This is a genomic window from Sphingomonas sp. ACRSK (genome assembly GCF_022346685.1).
GTDB lineage: Bacteria > Pseudomonadota > Alphaproteobacteria > Sphingomonadales > Sphingomonadaceae > Sphingomonas > Sphingomonas molluscorum.
Genome location: NZ_JAKRNR010000015.1, coordinates 47053 through 69542 on the forward strand (window position 1 = coordinate 47053; position 22490 = coordinate 69542).

A 22490-nucleotide genomic window follows, 5' to 3' on the forward strand; every position below is an offset into this window, starting at 1 on the left:
TGGATATAGGATCAGGCGCGCATTTCGAGCGCGGGCTCGGCCGCCGCCTGGATGCCGCCCGCGGGGGCATAGCGGTCGATCATCCACGCACAGAAATCGGCGAACTGCTGCGGCTCGTACGGCGGGCTGGTGTGATGCTTGCCCGGCCCCAGATGCTCCGGCGTGAAGCAGAAGGTGACGGTCACGTCGAAGTCGGCGATTGCCTCCATCTGCCGGTCGAACCAGTCGAGCGCGTTGGGGCGGAAGCTGTCCGCCCAGCTGAGGCCCGTGCGCAGCTTCTTGGTACCAAGCCGCTTCATCCAGGCGACCGCCTCGTCCAGGCGCGGATCCTCGAAATGGAACCACTGCATCAGCCCCATCTCGGAGGCCACCTTGGCATAGTCGTCGAGCGCGGGCTTGGGGGTGCCGTCTTCGCGGATGAGCCCCATGTAGAAATGGCGGTAGTAGCTCGACCCTTCCGCCTCGCGGTGGCGGGTGGTGGCGCCCCAGCTCTGCGGCAGGTCGTAGAGCGAATACCAGAAGATGCGCGGCACGCGGCCGATCAGAAGCTCGGCGGTCCGGTTGACGCCGAACACCTGCACCTCCTCCGCCCCGAACGATCCGACGCCGACCTCGGTCACCCAGATCGGCTTGTCCGTCACCGCCTCGATCTCGGCGATCTTTTCGGGCCAAGCGTGAATCGGCCACAGGTTCCAGTCGAGCGGAAAGCCGTGCACCGCGACCGCATCGACCGCGTCGAGCACGCCGCGCGCTTCCATCCGCTGCACCCAGGCCGGATCGATCGGCGACATGCCCCCGAGCACGCGCGTGATCGCCGGATTGATCGCCTGGATCGCATTGCCTGCCCGGACCATCGTGTCGGCAAAGATTGCCCATTCGGGGTCGAGCTCGGGATCCCAGTGCGACTTGTTGTTCGGCTCGTTCCAGAGCATCGCGGCTTCGATCACTTGCTTCCCCCCTGTTCCGGCCCGCGGGCCGGGTAGACTGCCGCAGGGCCGTATTCCGCATAGGGAACCGGCGCCACGCGGCACAGATAGACGTCACGCTCCGGGCGTGCCTCGACGGTGAAGCCGGACGCCCGCAGCATCGCCTCCGAGGCGGCATGGTTGGGTGCCCACCAGTTAGTCCAGTCGTGCGCATATTCGCGCTCGATGAAGTGCATCTTGGGATAGCCCGGATCGTCGAAATAGGCGGGCGCATCATAGGTGCCCGGCACATAGAAGGGGTGATCCTCCGGCACCTCGCACACCTCGTCCGACCCGCGCTGCAGCGTCTGGAACAGCATCATGTCGCGGGCGACATGCTCGCGGATGAGGTCGAGTGCCAGCAGCGGATGGCGCAGGTGGTAGAGCACGCCCATGAAGATCACGAGGTCGAACTTCTCGCCCAGCGACGCCACGTCATAGACCGACAGCTTGGCGAACTCGACGCCGGTGAAGCCCAGCGCTTCGGTGGCGAGCCGTGCCTGCGCCAGGTAGCGCTCGTCGCTGTCGATGCCGAGCACCCGCGTCGCGCCGCGCCGCTTCATCTCCACCGAGTAGAAGCCGGCGTTGCAGCCGATGTCGAGCACGGTCTTGCCCGTCATGTCCTCCGGCAGGGCAGGACCGAAGCGCTCGAACTTGAACCGGGGATAGTCGCCCAGGAAATGCTCGGGCGCAGTCTGGATGCCGCTCCCTAAGTCGATGTTGTGGAACCAGGGCGCGAGCCGCGCCACTTCCTCGCGGAGCCGGTCGGTCGGCATCTTGGTCATTGCGGCACCTCGTTGAGCGTGACGATGCGGCCCTGGCCTCCTGCCAGTGCCAGCGTGGTAAGCGAGCCCGGCGCACAATCGAACGCGAGCAACCGATCGAGGCTGAGCCCCAGGACCTGCGCGGCCACGCCGCGGATGATGTCGCAGTGACTGACGCAGAGGGTCGTGCCGCCGTCGCCTTCGAGCGAGGCGATGTGCGCCGTCGCACGCGCGACGGCCGCCGCCATCGTCTCCCCACCTGGCGTAGAGGCGGTCGCCCGCTCCGCGTTCCAGCGGTCCCATTCCGCATCGCCATCAAGGCTGTCGAAGCTGCGTCCGGTCCAGGCGCCGAAGTCGACCTCGTCCAGCGCGTCCACCGGGATCACGGGCAGGCCGTGGCGGGCGGCGACGATCTCCGCGGTCTCCCGCGTGCGGCGGCGGGGGCTGGCGTGGATCGCGCGGAGCGACGTGGAGGCGAGACGGTCCGCCAAGCGCTCCGCTTCTGCGCGGCCCGCGGCGTTGAGCGCGATCTCCGACCGGCCGCTCAGAACCGCGCCGACCTCATCATGGCTTCCGTGACGCGCGAGAAGGACGGTCGCGCTCAATGCGCGCCCGTGAAAGGCAGGATCAACATAGATGCTGCAATCGCATCGCGTCCCCCTTTGGTTCCCCGCTCCGGGAAAAATGTTTCCAGCCCGGAATGATTTTCGGGAACAAAGATGAAGAAGAAGCGCTTCTTCTTCCGGGTCGCAAGCCATTGAACAGGCTTGGGACGGTCAAGTCAACGCAGGCACGGCTGGGGGATGCAGCCGATGTCGAGGGCGGGAGGAAGAATGGAACGAGTTCTCATCACCGGGGGGGCGGGATTCATTGGGCGCTTCGTCGCGGACGAACTGCTGGCACGCGGCAACGAAGTGCGGGTCCTCGATAGCCTGATCGAGCAGGTCCATGGCGCGACCGACGGCTCGCAGATGCTCAACAAGGAAGCCGAGCTGATCCGCGCCGACGTGCGCGACAAGGATGCGGTCCTGAAGGCGCTCGACGGCGTCGACAGCGTCGTCCACCTGGCGGCCGAAGTCGGCGTCGGCCAGTCGATGTACGAGGTCGAGCGCTACACCTCCACCAACGATGTCGGCACCGCGGTGCTGTTCGAGGCGCTGATCGACAAGCCGGTCCGCCGCGTCGTCACCGCCTCGTCGATGAGCATCTATGGCGAAGGCCTCTACCGCGACGCCGATGGCGAACTGGTCGAGAACGCCGAGCGCAAAACGTTGAAGGACGGCCAGAAGAATTGGGAGCCCACCGACGCGCAGGGCCGCCCGCTCAGCCCCGTCGCGACCCCGGAGTGGAAGCGCCCGAACCTCGCGTCGATCTACGCGCTCAACAAATATGTGCAGGAACGCACGACCCACATCATGGCCGAGCCCTATGGCATCGAGGGCGTGTGCCTGCGGCTGTTCAACGTCTATGGTCCCGGCCAGGCGCTGTCGAACCCCTACACCGGCGTGCTCGCGATCTTTGCGTCGCGCTTCCTCAACGGCCAGTCGCCGCTGATCTTCGAGGACGGCGAGCAGCGCCGCGACTTCGTCCATGTCAGCGACGTGGCACGCGCCTTTGCCGACGCGCTGGTGCTGCCGCAGGCAGTGGGCGGCACGTTCAACATCGGCTCGGGCAACCATCGCTCGGTCAAGGAAGTGGCCGAGGAACTCGCCAAGGCGATGGGCAAGAACGACCTGACCGCCGAAGTGGTGGGCAAGGCGCGCATCGGCGATATCCGCCATTGCTTCTGCGACACGACGCTGGCGGCCGAGAAGCTCGACTTCCGCGCGAAGCAGGACTTCCAGCAGGGCCTGGCCGAACTCGCGGAGTGGGTGGCGCAGCAGACCGCCCAGGACCGCGTCGAGCAGATGCGCTCCGAATTGGAGAAGCGGGGCCTGGTGGCATGACGGGCGAGGGGAACGCTGCGGCGGACCCGCGGCCGATCCTGGTCACTGGCGGCGCGGGCTTCATCGGATCCAACCTCGCCGATCGTCTGGCCGGCGAGGGGCATCGCGTGCTCGTCTATGACGCGCTGTCGCGGGCGGGGGTGGACACCAACCTCGCCTGGCTGCAGCAGCGCCACGGCGACCGCATCGACTTCCTGCACGCCGACATTCGCGACGAGGCGCGGCTGGCGGATGCCGCCGCCGGGGCCAAGGCGGTGTTCCACCTGGCGGCACAGGTGGCGGTGACCACCAGCATGGTCGATCCGCGCGACGACTTCGCCATCAACATCGCCGGTACGCTCAACCTGCTCGACGCGATCCGCACCCGGTCGCCGGAGACGCCGGTGATCTTCGCGTCCACCAACAAGGTCTACGGCGACCTCGCCGACCTGGAGTTCGCGCTGGAGGACGACGCCTATCGCCCGGTGGACGCAGAGGTGCGTGCGCACGGCATCGGCGAGGCGCGCCCGCTCGACTTCCACACGCCCTATGGCTGCTCCAAGGGGGCGGCCGACCAATATGTGCTCGACTATGCCCGCAGCTTCGGCCTGAAGACCGCGGTGCTGCGGATGAGCTGCATCTACGGTCAGCGCCAGATGGGTACCGAGGACCAGGGGTGGGTCGCCCATTTCCTGATCCGCGCGCTCGAGGGCAAGCCGATCACGCTCTACGGCGACGGGCATCAGGTCCGCGACATCCTCGACGTGTCGGACGCGGTGGATGCCTATGTCGCGGCATGGCGCAACATCGATGCGGTTGCGGGGCAGGCGTTCAACCTGGGCGGCGGCCCGGACAATGCGATCAGCTTGCGCCAGCTGCTGGCCTATATCGGCGAAGTGCTCGGCCGTGATGTCGACCTGAGCTTCTCCGACTGGCGCGCCGGCGACCAGCGCTATTTCGTCGCGGACACGCGCAAGGCGCAGGCCGCGCTGGGCTTGGGCAAGCGCGTCGATTGGCACGACGGCGTCGCCCGGCTGGCCCGCTGGCTGGCGGAGGCGCGCGGCATCAATGCGCCCATCGGCGTCCCGGCGGCGGATGCCTCGGCAGGGGCTGCTTGATGGCGGCGCGGATCCTGATCACCGCCGATGCCGTGGGCGGTGTCTGGCAATATGCGACCGATCTCGCCTGCGCGCTCTCCCCGCTCGGCTTCGCGCCGACCGTGGCGGTGCTCGGGCCGGAGCCGAATGCCGCGCAGCGCGCGCCGGTGGAGGCGGCGGGTATCCCGCTGATCGAGACCGGGCTGCCGCTCGACTGGCTGTGCGACGGCCCCGTGCCGGTGCGCGAGGCTGGCGAGGCATTGGCGAAGCTGGTTCGGGAACAGGGCTTCGATCTCGTTCACTGCAACATGCCGACGCTGGCGGCGAGCGGCGCGTTCGGCGTGCCGGTGGTCGCGGTGGCGCATGGCTGTCTCGCCACCTGGTGGGACGCCGCCAATGGCACCAAGCTGCCGCCGGACTATCGCTGGCAGCGCACGCTGACCGAACAGGGTTTCCGCGCGGCCAGCCGTGTGGTGGCGCCGACCGCAGCGTTCGCCGCGGTGATCCAGCGCACCTATGGCCTCACCGACCTGCCGCTCGCCGTCCACAACGGCCGCCGGCCGCTGTGTGTGGGCAAGGGCGAGCCCGTCGACTGCGTGTTCACCGCCGGCCGGCTTTGGGACCAGGTCAAGCAAACGCGTCTGCTCGACCGCGTGGCCGCCCGGCTGCCGGTGCCGTTCCACGCGGCCGGCGCCCTGGTTGGCCCGCATGGCGAGCAGGTGCCCGCCGACCATCTCGAGCCGCTCGGGCTGTTGAGCGAGGCGGAACTGGCCGAGTGGCTCGTCCAGCGACCGATCTTCGTCTCTGCCGCTCGGTTCGAACCGTTCGGGCTGGCGGTGCTGGAGGCGGCGGCTGCCGGCTGTCCGCTGGTGCTCGCCGACCTGCCGACCTTCCGCGAGCTGTGGGACGGCGCGGCCGTCTTCGTGGCGCCACAGGACGAGGACGGCTTCGTCGCCGCGATCGAGGCGGTCCGCGCCGATCCCGCGCGCCGCACTGCGTTGGGCGAGGCCGCGCAGGCGCGCGCCGCCCGCTACACGCCGGCGGCAGTTGCGCGCGACATGGCCGCGCTCTACCGCGACCTGCTCGAACCCGGCGCAACCCTCACGCGGAGTGCCGCGGCATGAAGATCGCCTATTTCACCCATTCGCTGCTGTCGTGCTGGAATCACGGCAACGCGCATTTCCTGCGCGGCGTGCTGCGGGAGCTGATCGCGCGCGGCCACGACGTCCGCACGCTGGAGCCGGAGGGCAATTGGAGCCTCGCCAACCTGCTCGCCGACGGCGGTGACGCAGGGCTGGAGCCCTATCGCACCGCCTATCCGGAGCTGTCGTCGGAGAGCTTTGCGCCCGGCACCGATCCGGCCGAGCTGGTCGGTGATGCCGAGCTGGTGATCGTCCACGAATGGAACGACCCCGCGCTGGTTGCCGCCATCGGCGACCTGCGCAAGCGCGGCGGGCGCTTCACGCTCTTGTTCCACGACACCCATCACCGCGCCGTCAGCGATCCCGACGCGATCCGCGCCTTCGATCTTTCCGGCTACGACGGCGTGCTCGCGTTCGGCGAGACGCTGTCGGAGGTCTATCGCCGCTGGGGCTGGGAAGGGCGCGTCTGGACCTGGCATGAGGCCGCCGACACGCGCCACTTCCACCCGCCGGTGCACGAGGGCACCCGCGAGGGGCTGGTGTGGATCGGCAACTGGGGCGACGGCGAGCGCACGCAGGAGCTGGAGGACTTCCTCTTCCGCCCCGCCAATGCCGCCGGCCTGCCGCTCGACATCTACGGCGTGCGCTACCCGGACGAGGCCAAGGCGATGCTCGCCTCGCACGGCGCGCGCTATCGTGGCTGGGCACCCAATGCGAAGGCACCGGAGATCTTCGCCCGGCATCTCGCCACTGTGCATGTGCCGCGCCGCTACTACGCGACCATCCTGCCCGGCATCCCCACCATCCGCGTGTTCGAGGCGCTTGCCTGCGGGCTGCCGCTGGTGTCCGCGCCATGGGAGGATGCGGAGGGGCTGTTCCGCCCGGGCACCGACTATCTCGTCGCCCGCGACGGCGCCGAGATGACCCGCCACTTGACGGCGTTGCGCGACGATCCGGACCTGCGGGCGAGCCTCGCCGCCGCCGGGCTGGAGACGATCCGCGCCCGCCACACCTGCGCCCACCGCGTCGACGAGCTGCTCGCCGTCGTCGCGAGCCTCGGCGCCCCGCAAGTTGAGAGGAACGTGGCGTGAAGATCGCCTTTTACGGATCAAGCCTGGTGTCGTCCTATTGGAACGGCGCCGCCACCTATTACCGCGGCATCCTGCGAGATCTGGCGCAGCGCGGCTACCAGATCAGCTTCTACGAACCCGACGCGTTCGACCGGCAGAAGCACCGCGACATCGACGCACCCGACTGGGCCCGCTCGATCGTCTATCCGGCGACGGAAGAGGCGATGCGCGGCGTGCTTGCCGAGGCGGCGGACGCGGACATCGTCGTCAAGGCGAACGGCGTGGGTGTGTTCGACCGCGAACTGCTGGAGGGCATCGTCGAGCATGCCGCGCCGCACGCGCTCAAGATCTTCTGGGACGTCGACGCCGCCGCCACGCTGGACGAAATGCGCGCCGACGCGGACCATCCCGTGCGCCGCGCGCTTCCGGATCTCGACGCGGTGTTCACCTATGGCGGCGGTCCGCCGGTCGTGAACGCGTACAAGGGTTTCGGCGCCGCCGACTGCGTGCCGGTCTACAACGCGCTCGACCCGACGACCCATTTCCCGGTCGAGCCCGACCCGCGCTTCGCCTGCGACCTCGCCTTTCTCGGCAATCGCCTGCCGGACCGAGAGGCACGCGTGGAAGAGTTCTTCCTGAAGGCCGCGGCCGCGCTCCCCGAGCAGCAGTTCCTGATCGGCGGCAATGGCTGGGAGACCAAGGCCATGCCCGGCAACGTCCGCCATCGCGGTCACGTCTATACGGCCGAGCACAATGCCTTCAACTGCACCCCGCGTGCGGTGCTGAACGTGGCCCGCGACAGCATGGCAAATGTCGGCTTCTCGCCCGCGACCCGCGTGTTCGAGGCGGCGGGCGCTGCCGCCTGCCTTATCACCGACGCGTGGGAAGGCATCGAGCAGTTCCTGGTGCCCAACGAGGAAGTGCTGGTCGCGCGCGACGGGCAGGATGTGGCGGACCATCTCGCCGCGCTCACGCCCGAGCGGGCGGAGGCGATCGGCCAGGCGGCGCTCAAGCGCGTGCTCGCCGAGCACACCTACACGCTGCGCGGCGCGCAGGTGGACCAGCTGTTCCAGGCCCATGCCGAGCGGCAGCGGGAAGTCGCATGAAGCTCGTCGTCCTCGGCCTCTCGCTGTCGTCTTCCTGGGGCAACGGCCATGCCACCACCTTCCGCGCGCTGCTGAAGGCCTATGCCGCGCGCGGGCACCACATCCTGTTTCTGGAGCGGGACGTGCCCTGGTATGCGTCGCATCGCGACCACGTCGATCCCGACTATTGCCGGCTGAAATTCTACGCCGATCTGGACGGGCTGGACGCCTGGCGCGAGGAGATCGCGGGCGCCGATGCGGTGATCGTCGGCTCCTATGTGCCGGAGGGCGTAGCGGTCGCCCGCTATGTCCAGCAGGTCGCTGAGGGCGTCACCGCCTTCTACGACATCGACACGCCGGTGACGCTCGCGAAGCTCGAACGCGGCGACTTCGAATATCTCTCGCCAGAGGTCATCCCCGGCTACGACCTCTACCTGTCGTTCACCGGCGGGCCGACGCTGGAGCGGCTCGAGCGCACCTATGGATCGCCGGCGGCGCGTGCCTTCTACTGCTCGGTCGACCCGGCGCTCTACGCGCCGACCGGCACGGAGAAGCGCTGGGACCTCTCCTACCTCGGCACCTACAGCGACGATCGCCAGCCCACGCTGGAGCGGCTGCTGATCGAGCCGGCGCGGGCGCTGCCGCACCGCCGCTTCGTGGTGGCGGGGCCGCAGTATCCCGACAGCATCGACTGGCCGGCGAACGTCGAGCGCATCGACCATCTGCCGCCGTCCGAGCACGCCGACTTCTATTCGGCCTCGCGCTTCACCCTCAACGTGACGCGTGCGGACATGATCGCGGCGGGCTGGTCGCCCTCGGTGCGCCTGTTCGAGGCGGGCGCCTGCGGAACCCCGATCGTGTCGGATCGCTGGGAGGGGATCGAAGACCTGTTCACTCCCGGCCGCGAGATCCTGCTGGCGGACGATGGCGCCGCCGTGATCGCCGCGATCGAAGGGGCGGATGCCGCGGCAATGGGGGAGGCGGCACGCGCCCGCGTGCTGGACGCCCATACCGCTGCGCACCGCGCCGCAGAATTGGAACTGCACCTCACCGAAGCGGCAGCACGACAGGTGCCGCAGTCTGCTTTGGCAGGAGCCGCCTGATGAACGACATAAGGGACAAGAAGGAGCGGAACATGGCGCAGAACGAAGCTGGAGTGGCGCTGGTCGCGGGCGGAGCGGGCTTTATCGGCTCGCACCTCTGCCGGGCGCTGGTGGATCAGGGCTATGAGGTGCTGTGCCTCGACAATCTCCAGACGGCGCGTCCGTCCAACCTGCGGCTGCTGGAGACGCTGCCCAACTTCACCTTCGTGGAAGCGGACATCGTCAACCCGCTGCCCCAGGCGGTGCTCGAACGGGCCGATCGCATCACGCGCATCTACAATCTCGCCTGCGCCGCCTCGCCGCCGCAGTACCAGGCCGACCCCGAGCACACGATGCTCACCAACGTGGTCGGCACCAACCACCTGCTGCGCCTGGCTGAGAAGACCGGCGCGCGCTTCCTGCTCACCTCCACCAGCGAAGTCTATGGCGACCCGGAAGTGCATCCGCAGGCAGAAGGCTATCGCGGCTGGGTGAGCTGCACCGGCCCGCGCGCCTGCTATGACGAGGGCAAGCGCGCTGCCGAGGCGCTGACCTTCGACTATGCCCGCATGAACCGCGCGGAAGTGCGCGTGGCCCGCATCTTCAACACCTATGGCCCGCAGATGCATCCGGACGACGGCCGCGTCGTCTCCAACCTCATCTGCCAGGCGCTGTCGGGCCGCGACATCACCGTTTATGGCGACGGCAGCCAGACGCGCAGCTTCTGCTACGTCTCCGACATGGTCGATGCGCTGATGCGGCTGATGGAAAGCGACATCAATCCGATGGAGCCGGTCAACCTCGGCAATCCGACCGAGTTCACCGTGAACGAGCTGCTGGAAAAGGTGCTGGTCGCGACCGGCGTCGAGGGTCGCGTGACCTACAACCCGCTGCCGCAGGATGATCCGCGCCGACGTCGTCCCGACATCAGCCGCGCGAAGGCCGTGCTCGGCTGGGAGCCGACCGTGCTGCTGGAGGACGGGCTCGCCCGCACCAGCGCCTGGTTCGCGGAAGAACTGGGGGTCGAGCCGGCCCAGCCGGAGATCCAGGAGCCGCTGCGCGCCCGCGCCTGATCCAACTCCTAGAAACGTCGTGCCCCCGCTCCGGCAGTAGCCGGGGCGGGGCGTTTCATATCGGGACCCGGTACGTCGGCGACGAACGTGCAAATCGTAAACGACGCGTTAACCTGTTCCTATGGAACAACGACACGCGCACTCGCCTGTGGCCGTTTCCGGCCCACCGCATCCCTTTCGCCGTGCTCTGGCGGATGCTCGCAAGGCATCGAAGGACGCCAGCAGCGAAGAGGATCTGAAGCTCTTCGTCCTGAGCTTCACCGCCTTCTTCGTCTGCTTCTACACCTTCCTGCTATAGCCGCGCTTGCGGCCTGAAGCGGCGGTTCAGTCGCACGCGCAGTGCAGCTTCCAGGCCAGCCAGGCGGAGAGCACGCACATGCCGGCGACCACCAGCAGCATGTCCTCCGGCGTCACCCCGGCCGCGCTGACGGCGCTCACCACGATTGCGCCGATTGTCATCGCGCCTGCGTTAACGATGTTGTTGGCCGCCACCGTCCGCGCGGTCTGGTCCTTGGTGACCGTGGTGGTCAGGAAGGCGTAGAGCGGCACCACGAACATGCCGCCGGTGACTGCGACGGCAAGCATCGTCAGCAGCAACCCGACCGCGCGCGGCAGCGTGATGAAGTCGTAGAAGCCATACAACGTCCCGGCCGGCGCCTGCACCCAGCCACGCGCCTCCAGCGACAGCGCGATCACGGCGACGCCCATCGCGATCACCGAGCCCGGCGCATATTTCGCCGAGACCTTGCCGCGCAGCAGCGCATTGATGACCACCGAACCGATCGCCACCCCGACCGAGAAGATCGCGATGGTGAGGCTGGCAACCCGCTCGTTGGCGGTGAGCACGTTCTTCACCAGCGGCGGAAAGATCACGATCATCACCGACGCGATCGTCCAGAAGAAGCTGATGGCGAGGATCGCCAGGAACAGCCGCCGGATGTGCATCGTCGCCGCGACCAGCTTCCACGAGGAGGTGATCGGGTTGTAGTTGAGCTTCAGTTCGGCACCCAGCCGGGGGGCCGCGGGCACCATGCGGCCCGTAATCCAGCCGATCACCGCAACCCCGATCACCAGGATCGCGGAAGCCTCGACGGAGATCCATCCTGCGATCACCGTTCCCAGCAGGATCGAGAGATAGGTGCCGGCTTCCACCAGCCCGGTGCCGCCCAGCACCTCATCCTCCTTCAGATGCTGCGGGAGGATCGCGTATTTGATCGGCCCGAAGAAGGTCGAGTGGGTGCCCAGCAGCAGCACGGCGCCCAGCATCATCGCGAGGCCGAGATTGATCCACCCGGCCTGCGCCACGAACACGCCCGCCGCGCCGAAGATCATGATGCCGATCTCGGCCGTCTTCACGATGCGGATGATCCGTGCCTTGTCGCTCGTGTCCGCGAGCTGGCCGGACAGCGCCGAGAGGACGAAGAAGGGGATGATCCCGATCGCCGTCGCCAGAGCGTTGAAATTCTGTTCTGCCTGCGCGTCCGAGAAGATCTGGTAGGTCGCGAACAGCACGATCGCCTGCTTGAACAGGTTGTCGTTGAAGGCACCCAGAAACTGCGTGACGAACAGGGGAAGGAAGCGGCGCTTCCTGAGCAGCCCGAGCGCATTCAGCATCGTGTCGTCAGTACCTTGTGTCGTTGCATCGCGCAGGCTTGATGCCCGTAGCCATAGCCCAGCGTGGCAAGCGGCTTCAATGCGCGATTAAAGCTTCTCCCCGCTCGCGCCCCGGTGCTAGACCCCGGCGGGTGCTGACGCTTCCCAATATCCTCACGCTCTCGCGGATCTTCGCGGTGCCTCTCCTGGTCGCGTTCCTCTGGTGGCCGCAATGGCATGCCGGCTACGCGATCGCCTTCGCCCTCTACTGCCTGATGGGCGTCACCGACTATTTCGACGGGTATCTTGCCCGCTCGAACGGCACGGTGTCGAAGCTCGGGGTCTTCCTGGATCCGATCGCGGACAAGATCATGGTCGCAGCCGTGATCCTGATGCTGGTGGGAACGCGGCACGATACCGCCCTCATCACCGGCATCCACCTCATCGCCGCGCTCGTCATCCTGTTGCGCGAGATCGCCGTGTCGGGCCTGCGCGAGTTTCTTGCGGGGTTGCAGGTCTCGCTGCCCGTTTCCAAGCTCGCCAAGTGGAAGACGACGCTGCAGCTCGTCGCGTTCGGGGCGCTGATCCTGGCCGGTGCGGTCCCGGACATCCTGTGGGTCCGCGCGGTCGGGCTCGCCTGCCTCTGGGGGGCGGCCGTCCTGACCCTCGTCACCGGCTGGGACTATCTGCGCGTCGGCCTCAAGCACATGGACAGCTGATGGCGCTTGCCATGCTCTATTTCGCCTGGGTGCGCGAGACGATCGGGGCGGGGGCGGAGAGCGTCGATCCTCCCGCGGACGTGGGCACGGTCGAGCACCTCATCGACTGGCTCTCGACTCGCAGCCCTGCGCACGCCGAGGCGCTGGCCGATCGCGCGCGGCTGCGTGCTGCGGTCGACCAGCGCTTCGTGCCGCTCGACGCTTCCATCAGCGGAGCCCGCGAAGTCGCGATCTTTCCCCCGGTGACCGGCGGATGATTCGCGCGCTGGTCCAGTTCGAGCCGATCGACCTTGCCGCCACACTCGCGGCGGTGGAGGGCAGCGGTTCCGGCGCGGTCGCGAGCTTCTCCGGCTTCGTGCGCGAGGATGATGGCGTGCGCGAACTGGCGCTCGAGCATTACCCGGGCATGACCGAGGCCGTGTTGCGCGCCCTCGCCGAGGAGGCGGTCGCGCGCTGGCAGCTACACGCGGTGGCCGTGGTCCATCGCGTGGGCCCCATGGCTCCCGGCGAGCGGATCGTGCTGGTGGCAACCGCCGCACCCCATCGCCATGCGGCGCTGGAGGCCTGCGCCTTCCTGATCGACCGGCTCAAGACCGATGCGCCGTTCTGGAAACGCGAGCGTCGCGAAGAAGGTGCGCGCTGGGTCGCAGCCCGCGATGGCGATGCCGGCGCGGCCGACCGCTGGCGCTAGAAAAGGGGGAGGAGGGCGAACCCTCCTCCGAAAAGGTCAGCCGAGCTTCGGCACCAGCACGCCGTTCACGACATGGAAGACGCCGTTCGACTGGTTGACGTCGTAGGTCGTCACATAGGCCTTGGTGCCATTCGCATCCGTCAGCGTGATCGCGCCGTTCTCCAGGCCTGCGGTAAGCGGCTGGCCCGCGACCGTGGTCAGCATCAGCGTGCCGCCGGCGCTTTCGATCTGCTTCTTGAGCGTCACGGCATCGAGCTTTCCCGACACCACATGGTAGTTGAGGATCTTGGCGAGCGTCGCCTTGTTCTCCGGCTTCAGCAACGTGTCCATGGTGCCGGGCGCAAGCCGGCCGAACGCATCATTGTCGGGCGCGAACACGGTGAAGGGGCCGGGGCCGGCGAGTGCCGCATCGACGCCGGCGGTCTTGAGCGCGTTGACCAGCGTCGCCAGGTTCGGCGCTGCGGCCAGGTTCTCGACGATCGGCTTGGTAGGCGCCATCTGCGCGCCGCCGACGGCCGGGTTCGGCTTGGCGGCTGCTGCATCGGCGGGTGCGGCGGTGGTGCCGGGCGCGGCCGGCGTGGTCTGCGGAGCCGTCTGGGGTGCGGGCGTCGCGGTCGTGGTCTGCGCCAGCGCCGGCGCCGCGGTAGCGGCAACGACGGCCAGAGCGGATACGATCGGAAGACGGAACATCAGTTTCTCCTCAACAGGGATGGATTGCGCGACTGCGGCGCAACGCCTGGGGAGGACGATCGGAGCTTCCGGGGCGCATGGTGTCCACCCTGTCGGGATGAGTCGTGGTCAGCGCGCGGTGGAGAGCACCCCCGCGAGCAGTCGGAAGTCGCGCTCGCGCGGGGAGGCGCGGCGCCACACCAGCGCGATCTCGCGCGAGGCCTTGGGGGCGTCGATCTTGCGGGCGACCACCTGCGTATGATCGAGGATGCCGGCATCCACCGCCATCTCGGGCAGCATCGTGTGGCCGAGACCGTTGTCGACCATCTGGACGATGGTGTGGAGCGAGGTGCCCAGCATCGTCGCCCGTCCGCGCAGCTCCGGATGCGGGCAGGCGCGCAGCGCATGGTCCTTCAGGCAGTGGCCGTCCTCCAGCAGCAGCAGGCGGGCGGCGTCGATGTCGTCGGCCACCATCGGCCCGGCTCCGGGACGTGCCTCGCCCTGCGGCACTGCCAGGTAGAGCGGGTCTTCGAACAGCGGCGCCACCTCCACGTCGCCACAGGCAAAGGGAAGGGCGAGCAGCACGCAGTCGGAGCGTCCGTGGTGCAGCGCTTCGCACGCCGCCTGGCTCGGCTCCTCGCGCAGGAACAGCTTGAGGTCGGGATAGTCCTCGCGCAGCCGCGGCAGGATGCGGGGCAGCAGGAACGGGGCGATGGTTGGGATCACGCTCATCCGCATCTCGCCCGACAGCGGCCGCCCGGCGGCACGCGCCATGTCGGCGAGTTCTTCGGCTTCACGAATGACGGTGCGCGCTTTGTCGACGATCGCTTCACCGAGCGGCGTGAAGCGCACGACCCGCCGCGTGCGCTCGACCAGCGTGACGCCGATCAGCGTTTCGAGTTCGCGAATGCCCGCCGACAGGGTAGACTGGGTCACGAACGACGCCTCCGCCGCGCGTCCGAAATGGCCCGCATCGCGCAGCGCGACGAGATACTGGAGCTGCTTCAGGGTAGGCAGATAGGTGGTGCTCATGGCACCGTCTTATCGGCGGTGTCGATCAAGTTCCAGCGATTGAGCGAGCGGAGCGCTGATGCGTCGAACAGGCGTGTCGCGCGTTCCATACCGCGGTTGCTGGAAATTCCGCAGCAGGAGTCCTAAATGGCCTCGAAACGGGGAAGGGACTAGCATGGTCGGCCGGCTCGGCGCGTATCTGGATTCGATCAAGGCCCGGGACCCGGCGCCGCGTTCGCGTGCCGAGATCCTGCTGTACCCGGGTGTCTGGGCGCTCGGCTTTCATCGCATCGCGCACCGCCTGTTCCAGGCGCGGCTGTTCTTCCTCGCCCGCGCGGTGAACCACCTCGCGCGGTTCCTGACGGTGATCGACATCCATCCGGGCGCGAAGATCGGCCGCAACTTCTTCATCGATCATGGCTTCACGGTGATCGGGGAGACGGCGGAGATCGGCGACAACGTCACCATCTACCAGAATGTGACGCTCGGCGGGACGAGTCCCGACAATGGTATCGCCGGCAAGCGGCACCCGACCATCGGCGATGGCGTGATCATCGGCTCTGGTGCGCAGGTGCTGGGACCGATCCAAGTCGGCGCGCGTGCACGGGTCGGCGCCAACGCCGTCGTCACGCGCGACGTGCCGGAAGGGGCGGTGATGGTCGGCATCCCGGCGCGGCCGACCCTGGTCGACTCCACCGCCTACCAGCGCGACTTCGTGCCCTATGGGACCCCCTGCCGCGAACTGCAGGACCCGCAGGCGCAGAAGATCGAGACCCTGCGCTGCGAGCTGGAAGCGCTGCGCCGCCGCCTGGATGCGGCGGTGGCCGAAGCCGAAGAGCATCGCAACCGCGCCTGATGGGAATCGTCACCCCCTTTCCAGCCAGCGCCGGGCGCCCGAGCCAGACGGGGTTCGAACGTGCCGAACTGGCCCGCATCCTCGACCTCTACGGCCGAATGGTCGCAGCCGGGCATTGGCGGGATTATGCGATCGATCTGGGGCGCGATGCGGCCGTGTTCTCCGCCTTCCGGCGGTCTGCCGAGCGGCCGGAGTTCCGCATCGAGAAGCGCCCGGCGCTCCGCAATCGTCAGGGCATGTGGGCGCTGGTCAACGAGGTTGGCGCGGTGCTGAAGCGCGGGCACGAGCTTGGGCCCGTGCTGGCGCCGGTGGAACGCCGCCTGATGAAGCTGGTCGAGGACTGACACCGCACCCGACGCGCCGTGTTCGCGTCCGGCACCCCTGAATGCACCAACGCGCGCCCTCCGCTCGGGAGGACGCGCGCTGCTGACGTCGTTGGACGCTTAAAGGCTTACTTGCCGCCCGGATTGCGGCAGCTGTCCTTCACGGTGCGCGAGCACACCGGATAGTTCTGCTGTGCGGCCGGCGCCGGGGTGGTCGACGGCGGTGCAAAGGTCACCGGACCGGTCGTGGACGGCGTCATCGTCGACGAGGGCACGCCGGAGGTCGTGTCGGTGCCGGTGGTGGTGGTCGTATCGGTGCCGGTCGTCGTGGTCGTGTCCGACGTCGTGCCGGTCATGTCACCAGTGGTGGTCTGTCCGGTGGTGCCCGGGGTCGTCTGGGCAACCGCGGCGCCGCTGAGCGTGAGGGCGGCGGCAAGAGCAAGGAGTTTCATTGTATCTTCTCCTGGAACTGGTTCTGGCCGACCCTCAACGCGCGATTTTCGGAATCTTTCCGTAACGATTCTCAGTTTCCCGCATCCAGCGCATAGCCTGCCGACCGGACGGTGCGGATGATGTCCGGCATCCCCTCGCCATTGATCGCCTTGCGCAGCCGCCGGATGTGGACGTCCACGGTACGCGTCTCGATTTCCGTGTCCCGTCCCCACACCGCGTCCAGCAGCCGCTCGCGCGAGAACACCCAGCCGGGATGCTGGAGGAAGTGCTTGAGAAGGCGGAATTCCGTTGGACCGAGCGGGACGAGTTCGCCCGCGCGGCGCACCTTGTGCCCCACCGTGTCCATCTCGATGTCGGCATAGCTCAGCGTCTCGCCGGCAAGGGCGGGGCGCACGCGGCGGAGCACGGCCTTCACGCGTGCGACCAGCTCGCGGGGCGAGAAGGGCTTGGTGACATAGTCGTCCGCACCCGTCTCCAGGCCGCGCACCCGGTCCTCTTCCTCGCCACGTGCGGTCAGCATGATGATGGGCACGTTCGCCGTCTCGGGCGTGCGGCGCAGGCGCCGGCACACCTCGATCCCCGACAGCCCTTCCACCATCCAGTCGAGCAGCACCAGGTCCGGCGTGCCCTCGCGCGCCAGCAGCAGGGCCTCTTCGCCGTCGGGCGTGTGGCGGACGTCGAAGTCCTCGCGGCGGAAATGATAGGCGAGCAGTTCCGCCAGCGCCGCGTCATCCTCGACGAGCAACATGCTTGGCTTGGCCATGGCGGGTCCCTTAGTGGTTCGATGGGTCGGCGGTCTCGCGGTCGGCGAGATACCGGCCGGTCGCCGCGAAATAGACCATTTCCGCGACGTTGGTGGCGTGGTCGCCGATCCGCTCCAGGTTCTTGGCGACGAACAGCAGGTGGGCGACCTGGCCCACGGTCCGCGGGTTCTCCACCATGAAGGTCACCAGCGTGCGGAAGATGCTGTCGTAGAAATCGTCCAGCGCCCGGTCGCGCTCGCACACCGCAACGGCAGCCTCGGCATCTCGTGCAGAAAAGGCATCGAGCACGTCATGGACCATGTCGCTCGCCATCTGCGCCATGGCCGGCAGCAGCGAGACCGCCTCGATGCGGTCGTCGCCCTGGTGGATCATCGGCACGCGCTTGGCGATGTTCTTGGCATAGTCGCCGATGCGCTCGACCACCGCCGCGATCTTGAGCGCCGCGACCACCTCGCGCAGGTCGTCCGCCATCGGCGCGCGCAGCGCGATCACCCGCACCACCAACCGCTCGACCTCTGCCTGGATGGCGTCGATCTTCGCGTCGGCGCTGCGGACTTCCTTCGCCAGCGTCGGATCGTTGCGCTGGAGCGCGAGCATCGCGTCCGAGATGCCCTGCTCGGCAAGGCCGCCCATCTGCGAGATCAGCGCGCGCAGGTGCCCGATCTCCTCGTCGAACGCCTTGACGGTGTGTTCGTGGCCCGTGGGCATGCTCGTCTCCTCAGCCATAGCGGCCGGTAATGTAATCCTTGGTCCGCTCCTGGCGGGGATTGGTAAAGATCTCGGACGTGACGCCATATTCCACCAGATTGCCCAGGTGGAAAAAGGCGGTGCGCTGCGACACGCGCGCCGCCTGCTGCATGTTATGGGTGACGATCACGATCGCGTAGCGGCCGCGCAGCGCGTGGATCAGCTCCTCGATCTTGGCGGTCGCGATCGGGTCGAGCGCCGAGCAGGGCTCGTCCATCAGGATCACTTCCGGATCGACGGCGATCGCACGGGCGATGCAGAGGCGCTGCTGCTGGCCACCCGACAGCGCCGTGCCGCTGTCCGAAAGCCGATCCTTGACCTCGTCCCACAGGCCCGCGCGCCGCAGCGAGCGCTCGACGATCGCCTCCAGATCAGCCCGGCTCGGGGCAAGCCCGTGGATGCGAGGGCCATAGGCCACGTTCTCGAAGATCGACTTGGGGAAGGGGTTCGGCTTCTGGAACACCATGCCGACGCGGGCGCGCAGCTGCACCACGTCCATCGACTTGTCGTAAATGTCCTCGCCATCCAGGCGGATGTCGCCGGTCACGCGCGCGTTGCCGACGGTGTCGTTCATCCGGTTGAGCGTGCGCAGGAACGTCGACTTGCCGCAGCCCGAAGGGCCGATGAACGCGGTCACCCGGTCCATGTCGACTTCGATCGACACGTCCTTGATTGCCTGCTTGTCGCCGTAAAAGACGTTGACGTCGCGCGCCGACATCTTCGGCGCTGCGGTGTCGGATGTGGGGCTATGGTTCACCAGCGGGTCTCGAAACGGTTGCGGAGGTAGATGGCAAAGGCGTTCATCGCGAGGAGGAACGCCAGCAGCACCAGGATTGCCGCCGACGTCTTCTCGATGAAGCCGCGGCTGACCTGGTCGGACCAGAGGAAGATCTGCACCGGCAGCACCGTCGCCGGGGCGTTCAGGCCGTCCGGCGCCTGGACGATGAAGGCGCGCATGCCGATCATCAGCAGCGGCGCGGTTTCGCCGAGCGCGCGCGCCATGCCGATGATGGTGCCGGTCAGGATGCCCGGCAGCGCTAGCGGCAGGACATGGTGGAACACCACCTGCACCGGGCTCGCGCCGACGCCGAGGGCGGCATCGCGGATCGAGGGCGGCACCGCCTTGATGGCGTTGCGCCCGGCGATCACGATCACCGGCATGATCATCAGCGCGAGCGTCAGGCCGCCGACGATCGGCGCCGAACGCGGCAGGTTGAAGGTGCCGAGGAACAGCGCCAGCCCCAGCAGGCCGAAGATGATCGAGGGCACCGCCGCCAGATTGTTGATCGACACCTCGATCAGGTCAGTCCAGCGGTTCTTGGGTGCATATTCCTCCAGGTAGAGCGCGGAGAGCACGCCCACTGGGAAAGCGATCAGGAGCGTGATCGCCATGGTGAGCAGCGAGCCCTTGAGCGCACCCCAGATGCCGACTGCGGTGGGATCGGTGGAGTCGGCGCCCGTCAGGAAGCCCCAGTTGAAGCCGCTGCGGATCGCGCCGGCTGCCTTCAGGCGCTGGACCATCTGCTCGGCAGCAGGCTCGCCGGTCGCCTTATACGCTTCCTCGATCCCCGGGGCTGCGGGCACGTAGAGCGCCGCGCGGCGCGTCAGCAGGGTCGGGTCCGCCTTGATCGCATCCCGCACCGTCAGCCAGGCGCTCTCGGCGATGACCGGCTGGTCCTCGCCAAAGGCCTTCACCGCGGCGAGGCCGGTCACCCCTTCCAGGCCCGCGCCGGAGAGCGCCAGGTCGGCGCCCGCGGTCGCGAGCTGGGCCGGAGCCACTTCCAGCTGCGCTGCCGGAAAGTCGATGGGCAGGGCGACCTGCACCCGCTGGAAGCCACCGATGCCGGCCGTCAGCATCGACACCAGCAGGAAGGCGAGGAAGCCGGCGGACAGCAGCACCGCCAGCAGCCCCATCAGCCGGAAGCGACGCTCGGCAGCGTAGCGGCGACGGATGCGCCGCTGCATCGACTGCGTATTCCAGTCCGTCGGGCGGCGCTCGGCCGGCTCGTGGCCGGCGGCGGGGACGCCCGCGACGAGGGGGCTATTCATAGGCTTCCCGATAGCGCTTCACGACGCGCAGCGCGACGATGTTGAGGAGCAGGGTGACGACGAACAGCGTCAGGCCCAGAGCGAAGGCGGCAAGGGTCTTGGGGCTGTCGAACTCCGCCTCGCCGGTCAGCAGGTCGACGATCTGCTTGGTGACGGTGGTGGTGCTCTCGAACGGGTTGAGCGTGATGGTGGCGGCGCCGGAGGCGGCCATGACCACGATCATGGTCTCGCCGATCGCGCGGCTGACGGCGAGCAGCACGCCGGCGACGACGCCGGGCAGCGCCGCGGGGAGCAGCACGCGGCGGATCGTCTCGGACGTGGTGGCGCCCATCGCCAGGCTGCCGTCGCGCATCGAGCGGGGGACCGCCGCGATCGAGTCGTCGGCCATCGACGAGACGAACGGGATGATCATCACCCCCATCACCAGCCCTGCCGAAAGCGCGCTTTCGGAGCTGGCATAGGGCATGCCCAGCATCACCGCGAGATCCCGGATCGCGGGCCCCACCGTCAGGGCTGCGAAATAGCCGTAGACCACGGTCGGAATGCCGGCGAGGATTTCCAGGATCGGCTTCATCCAGCGTCGGGTCGTCGGACGGGCATATTGGGTGAGGTAGATCGCGCTCATCAGCCCGAACGGGATCGCGACCAGCATCGCGATCACCGCGCCGATGAAGAAGGTACCCCAGAACAGCGGCACCGCGCCCAGCGTCTCGCCGGGGTCGCTCGCCCGGATCACCTGCGGGCTCCAGCGCGTGCCGAACAGGAAGTCCGTGATCGGCACGATCGAGAAGAAGCGCCCGCTTTCGAACAGCAGCGACAGAAAGATGCCGAGCGTGGTCAGGATCGCGATCAGCGAAGCGCCGAGCAGCAGCAGCATGACCGCGCGCTCGACGCGGGTGCGTGCGCGGAATTCCGGTCGGATCCGCGTGAAGGCAAAGGCCGCACCGGCAAAGGCGAGCAGCAGCGCCACCGCCGTGCCGATCCAGCGATAGCGCGCTTGCGCCGTCGCGAAGACCGGCGCCAGCGGCTCCGAAGCGGGGTTGAACGCGCCATAGGCGGTGCCGTTGGCGAGCGCGCGTGCCTCCGCCAGCACCGCCGCACGCTCGAAACCGTCGGTGGGAAGGGTGGCTGCGGCCGGGCTCGCCAACACGGCCTCCTGCGCCAGCTGCGGGGCGACCGCGGACCAGACGGCGAGGAACAGCAGCGCGGGGATCGCGACCCACATCGCCATGTACCAGCCGTGCTGGCTGGGCAGCGAGTGGACGCGCCCGGCACCCAGCCGCGCGAAGCTGCCGGCGCGCGCGCGGGCGACGATCCAGCCGATCAGCGCCAGGCCGATCAACAGGAAGAAAAGGGCAAAGCTGCTCATGGGCGGATCAATGCAACGTCGTGGGATCGAGGGGCGTGCTCTGCGCGACCGTCGCGCGGGAAGCGGACCGGACCGCGTCCGGAGCGGCGATCATGCCGCGCCGGGTGAGCGGACCGTCGGGGTTCCAGGAGTCGGCATAGCGCGTCAGGAAGTCGGCCATGCCGGGGACCGCGCGCAGGTGCGCCTTCTTCACATAGATGAACAAGGGGCGCGCACCGGGATAGCTGCCGTCCGAGATCGTCTGGTAGGTCGGCGTGACGCCGTCGAGCGGCACCCCGTGCAGGCGGCTGCGGTTTTCCTCCAAATAGCTGAAGCCGAACACGCCGATCGCATTGGGGTTGGTGGAGAGGTTCTGCACGATCAGATTGTCGTTCTCGCCCTTGTCGACGTACGCGGCGTCGTCGCGAATGCGCGTGCAGACGTCTTCGTAGCGTTCCTTGTTGCTTTCCTTGAGCGCCTTCGCCTCGGGCAGGCCGGCCTCGCAGGCGGGGACCATCACCAGCTCGACCAGGGCGTCGCGCGTGCCGCTGGTGGAGGGGGGGCCGAACACCTGAATCGGCAGGTGCGGCAGCGACGGGTTCACGTCGCTCCAGAAGCGGGCCTTCTGCGGCTTGCCCAGCGGATTGGCCGCAAGCGCCAGATACACGTCGCGGTCGTTGAGCTGGAGCTTGGGGCCGTTGTTGGCCTCTGCCAGCACGACTCCGTCGACGCCGACCTGGACCTCCATCACCTCTTTCACGCCGTTGGCGATGCAACCCTGCATCTCCGACTTCTTGATGCGGCGCGAGGCGTTGAGGATGTCGGGATGCTGCGGGCCGACGCCTGCGCAGAACAGCTTCACGCCGGCCCCGGTGCCCGTCGATTCGATCACCGGTGCGCGCAGCGCGGGATTGGCGTTGATCATCGCCTCGGCAACGGCAGTAGTGAACGGGAATACGGTCGAGGAGCCAACCACCCGTATCTGGTCGCGCGAAACGTTGCGATCGCACGCCGCGAGCGCGAGGAGCGCAGCGGTGGCAATCGCGATACGGCGGATCATCGTC

25 protein-coding genes are annotated in these 22490 nt (G+C 68.1%); 12 read left to right on the top strand and 13 right to left on the bottom strand.

Annotation, left to right across the window (positions count from 1 at the left end; genetic code table 11):
* Window positions 1-11: 11 nt before the first annotated feature.
* Genes MHZ35_RS09855 through MHZ35_RS09865 form a run of 3 tightly spaced genes read right to left on the bottom strand, consistent with a single transcriptional unit; the run spans window position 12 to window position 2334 of the window.
* Complete coding sequence (locus tag MHZ35_RS09855) at window positions 12-947, bottom strand: glycosyl hydrolase (protein ID WP_239435443.1); 936 nt, start codon at window positions 945-947, stop codon at window positions 12-14.
* Window positions 944-1750 carry a TIGR04290 family methyltransferase gene (locus MHZ35_RS09860; protein ID WP_239435444.1) on the bottom strand — a complete coding sequence of 269 codons (807 nt, stop codon included), beginning with the start codon at window positions 1748-1750 and terminating at the stop codon, window positions 944-946. Before MHZ35_RS09860 ends, MHZ35_RS09855 begins: the two co-directional genes overlap by 4 nt.
* Window positions 1747-2334 carry a histidine phosphatase family protein gene (locus MHZ35_RS09865; protein ID WP_239435445.1) on the bottom strand — a complete coding sequence of 196 codons (588 nt, stop codon included), beginning with the start codon at window positions 2332-2334 and terminating at the stop codon, window positions 1747-1749. Before MHZ35_RS09865 ends, MHZ35_RS09860 begins: the two co-directional genes overlap by 4 nt.
* A 228-nt stretch (window positions 2335-2562) precedes the next feature.
* Between MHZ35_RS09865 and MHZ35_RS09870 the strand changes: the two genes are divergently transcribed.
* From MHZ35_RS09870 to MHZ35_RS09900, 7 genes are read left to right on the top strand one after another with little or no spacing between them, the layout of a single operon-like run.
* The gene (locus MHZ35_RS09870; protein WP_239435446.1) at window positions 2563-3675 is read left to right on the top strand and encodes an NAD-dependent epimerase/dehydratase family protein; all 1113 of its coding nucleotides are present in this window, start codon (window positions 2563-2565) and stop codon (window positions 3673-3675) included.
* A complete protein-coding gene (locus MHZ35_RS09875; RefSeq protein WP_239435447.1) occupies window positions 3672-4772 on the top strand; it encodes an SDR family NAD(P)-dependent oxidoreductase in 1101 nt (366 codons plus the stop codon). Before MHZ35_RS09870 ends, MHZ35_RS09875 begins: the two co-directional genes overlap by 4 nt.
* Entirely contained in the window at window positions 4772-5875 is a 1104-nt protein-coding gene (locus tag MHZ35_RS09880; RefSeq protein WP_239435448.1) for a glycosyltransferase family 4 protein, read from the top strand. The genes MHZ35_RS09875 and MHZ35_RS09880 overlap by 1 nt, the downstream gene beginning before the upstream one ends.
* Window positions 5872-6984 (top strand): CgeB family protein, encoded by a 1113-nt coding sequence (locus MHZ35_RS09885; RefSeq protein ID WP_239435449.1) that lies wholly within the window; start codon window positions 5872-5874, stop codon window positions 6982-6984. The genes MHZ35_RS09880 and MHZ35_RS09885 overlap by 4 nt, the downstream gene beginning before the upstream one ends.
* The gene (locus MHZ35_RS09890; protein ID WP_239435450.1) at window positions 6981-8069 is read left to right on the top strand and encodes a CgeB family protein; all 1089 of its coding nucleotides are present in this window, start codon (window positions 6981-6983) and stop codon (window positions 8067-8069) included. Before MHZ35_RS09885 ends, MHZ35_RS09890 begins: the two co-directional genes overlap by 4 nt.
* Window positions 8066-9151 (top strand): CgeB family protein, encoded by a 1086-nt coding sequence (locus MHZ35_RS09895; RefSeq protein ID WP_239435451.1) that lies wholly within the window; start codon window positions 8066-8068, stop codon window positions 9149-9151. Before MHZ35_RS09890 ends, MHZ35_RS09895 begins: the two co-directional genes overlap by 4 nt.
* Window positions 9151-10203 (top strand): UDP-glucuronic acid decarboxylase family protein, encoded by a 1053-nt coding sequence (locus MHZ35_RS09900; RefSeq protein WP_239435452.1) that lies wholly within the window; start codon window positions 9151-9153, stop codon window positions 10201-10203. The genes MHZ35_RS09895 and MHZ35_RS09900 overlap by 1 nt, the downstream gene beginning before the upstream one ends.
* Before the next feature lie 324 nt (window positions 10204-10527).
* Here MHZ35_RS09900 and MHZ35_RS09905 read toward each other — a convergent pair whose 3' ends face one another.
* Window positions 10528-11817, bottom strand: coding sequence for an MFS transporter (locus MHZ35_RS09905; protein ID WP_125960593.1), 1290 nt, complete (start codon window positions 11815-11817; stop codon window positions 10528-10530).
* Window positions 11818-11948: 131 nt separating this feature from the next.
* Between MHZ35_RS09905 and pgsA the strand changes: the two genes are divergently transcribed.
* Genes pgsA through MHZ35_RS09920 form a run of 3 tightly spaced genes read left to right on the top strand, consistent with a single transcriptional unit; the run spans window position 11949 to window position 13206 of the window.
* Window positions 11949-12515: a CDP-diacylglycerol--glycerol-3-phosphate 3-phosphatidyltransferase gene (gene pgsA, locus MHZ35_RS09910; RefSeq protein WP_239435453.1), complete on the top strand. Its 567-nt coding sequence runs from the start codon at window positions 11949-11951 to the stop codon at window positions 12513-12515.
* Window positions 12515-12772, top strand: coding sequence for a molybdopterin converting factor subunit 1 (gene moaD / locus MHZ35_RS09915; RefSeq protein ID WP_239435454.1), 258 nt, complete (start codon window positions 12515-12517; stop codon window positions 12770-12772). The genes pgsA and moaD overlap by 1 nt, the downstream gene beginning before the upstream one ends.
* On the top strand, window positions 12769-13206 hold the full coding sequence (locus MHZ35_RS09920; protein ID WP_239435455.1) for a molybdenum cofactor biosynthesis protein MoaE: 438 nt from the start codon (window positions 12769-12771) through the stop codon (window positions 13204-13206). Before moaD ends, MHZ35_RS09920 begins: the two co-directional genes overlap by 4 nt.
* A 36-nt stretch (window positions 13207-13242) precedes the next feature.
* Here the strand turns inward: MHZ35_RS09920 and MHZ35_RS09925 are convergent, their stop codons facing one another.
* Together MHZ35_RS09925 and MHZ35_RS09930 are read right to left on the bottom strand one after the other, a co-directional pair.
* Window positions 13243-13896, bottom strand: coding sequence for a fasciclin domain-containing protein (locus MHZ35_RS09925; protein WP_342453515.1), 654 nt, complete (start codon window positions 13894-13896; stop codon window positions 13243-13245).
* 108 nt (window positions 13897-14004) lie between these two features.
* The gene (locus MHZ35_RS09930) at window positions 14005-14907 is read right to left on the bottom strand and encodes a hydrogen peroxide-inducible genes activator (RefSeq protein WP_239435456.1); all 903 of its coding nucleotides are present in this window, start codon (window positions 14905-14907) and stop codon (window positions 14005-14007) included.
* A gap of 154 nt (window positions 14908-15061) precedes the next feature.
* Between MHZ35_RS09930 and epsC the strand changes: the two genes are divergently transcribed.
* Both epsC and MHZ35_RS09940 read left to right on the top strand, forming a co-directional pair.
* Complete coding sequence (gene epsC / locus MHZ35_RS09935; RefSeq protein WP_239435457.1) at window positions 15062-15742, top strand: serine O-acetyltransferase EpsC; 681 nt, start codon at window positions 15062-15064, stop codon at window positions 15740-15742.
* Complete coding sequence (locus MHZ35_RS09940; RefSeq protein WP_125960586.1) at window positions 15742-16086, top strand: DUF2794 domain-containing protein; 345 nt, start codon at window positions 15742-15744, stop codon at window positions 16084-16086. Before epsC ends, MHZ35_RS09940 begins: the two co-directional genes overlap by 1 nt.
* A 107-nt stretch (window positions 16087-16193) precedes the next feature.
* On the opposite strand, the gene MHZ35_RS09945 is transcribed toward MHZ35_RS09940, so the two are convergent.
* The 7 genes from MHZ35_RS09945 to MHZ35_RS09975 form a co-directional block, all read right to left on the bottom strand.
* The gene (locus tag MHZ35_RS09945; RefSeq protein ID WP_132882728.1) at window positions 16194-16517 is read right to left on the bottom strand and encodes a hypothetical protein; all 324 of its coding nucleotides are present in this window, start codon (window positions 16515-16517) and stop codon (window positions 16194-16196) included.
* A 71-nt stretch (window positions 16518-16588) separates the two neighbouring features.
* The gene (phoB, locus tag MHZ35_RS09950; RefSeq protein WP_125960584.1) at window positions 16589-17281 is read right to left on the bottom strand and encodes a phosphate regulon transcriptional regulator PhoB; all 693 of its coding nucleotides are present in this window, start codon (window positions 17279-17281) and stop codon (window positions 16589-16591) included.
* A 10-nt stretch (window positions 17282-17291) separates the two neighbouring features.
* Window positions 17292-17990 carry a phosphate signaling complex protein PhoU gene (phoU, locus tag MHZ35_RS09955; protein ID WP_239435458.1) on the bottom strand — a complete coding sequence of 233 codons (699 nt, stop codon included), beginning with the start codon at window positions 17988-17990 and terminating at the stop codon, window positions 17292-17294.
* Window positions 17991-18000: 10 nt separating this feature from the next.
* Complete coding sequence (gene pstB / locus MHZ35_RS09960) at window positions 18001-18747, bottom strand: phosphate ABC transporter ATP-binding protein PstB (protein WP_239435476.1); 747 nt, start codon at window positions 18745-18747, stop codon at window positions 18001-18003.
* Between the two features lie 35 nt (window positions 18748-18782).
* Window positions 18783-20078 (bottom strand): phosphate ABC transporter permease PstA, encoded by a 1296-nt coding sequence (pstA, locus tag MHZ35_RS09965; RefSeq protein WP_446741041.1) that lies wholly within the window; start codon window positions 20076-20078, stop codon window positions 18783-18785.
* Entirely contained in the window at window positions 20071-21447 is a 1377-nt protein-coding gene (gene pstC, locus MHZ35_RS09970; protein ID WP_125960581.1) for a phosphate ABC transporter permease subunit PstC, read from the bottom strand. The genes pstA and pstC overlap by 8 nt, the downstream gene beginning before the upstream one ends.
* A 7-nt stretch (window positions 21448-21454) precedes the next feature.
* Entirely contained in the window at window positions 21455-22486 is a 1032-nt protein-coding gene (locus MHZ35_RS09975; RefSeq protein ID WP_125960580.1) for a substrate-binding domain-containing protein, read from the bottom strand.
* Window positions 22487-22490: the final 4 nt, after the last annotated feature.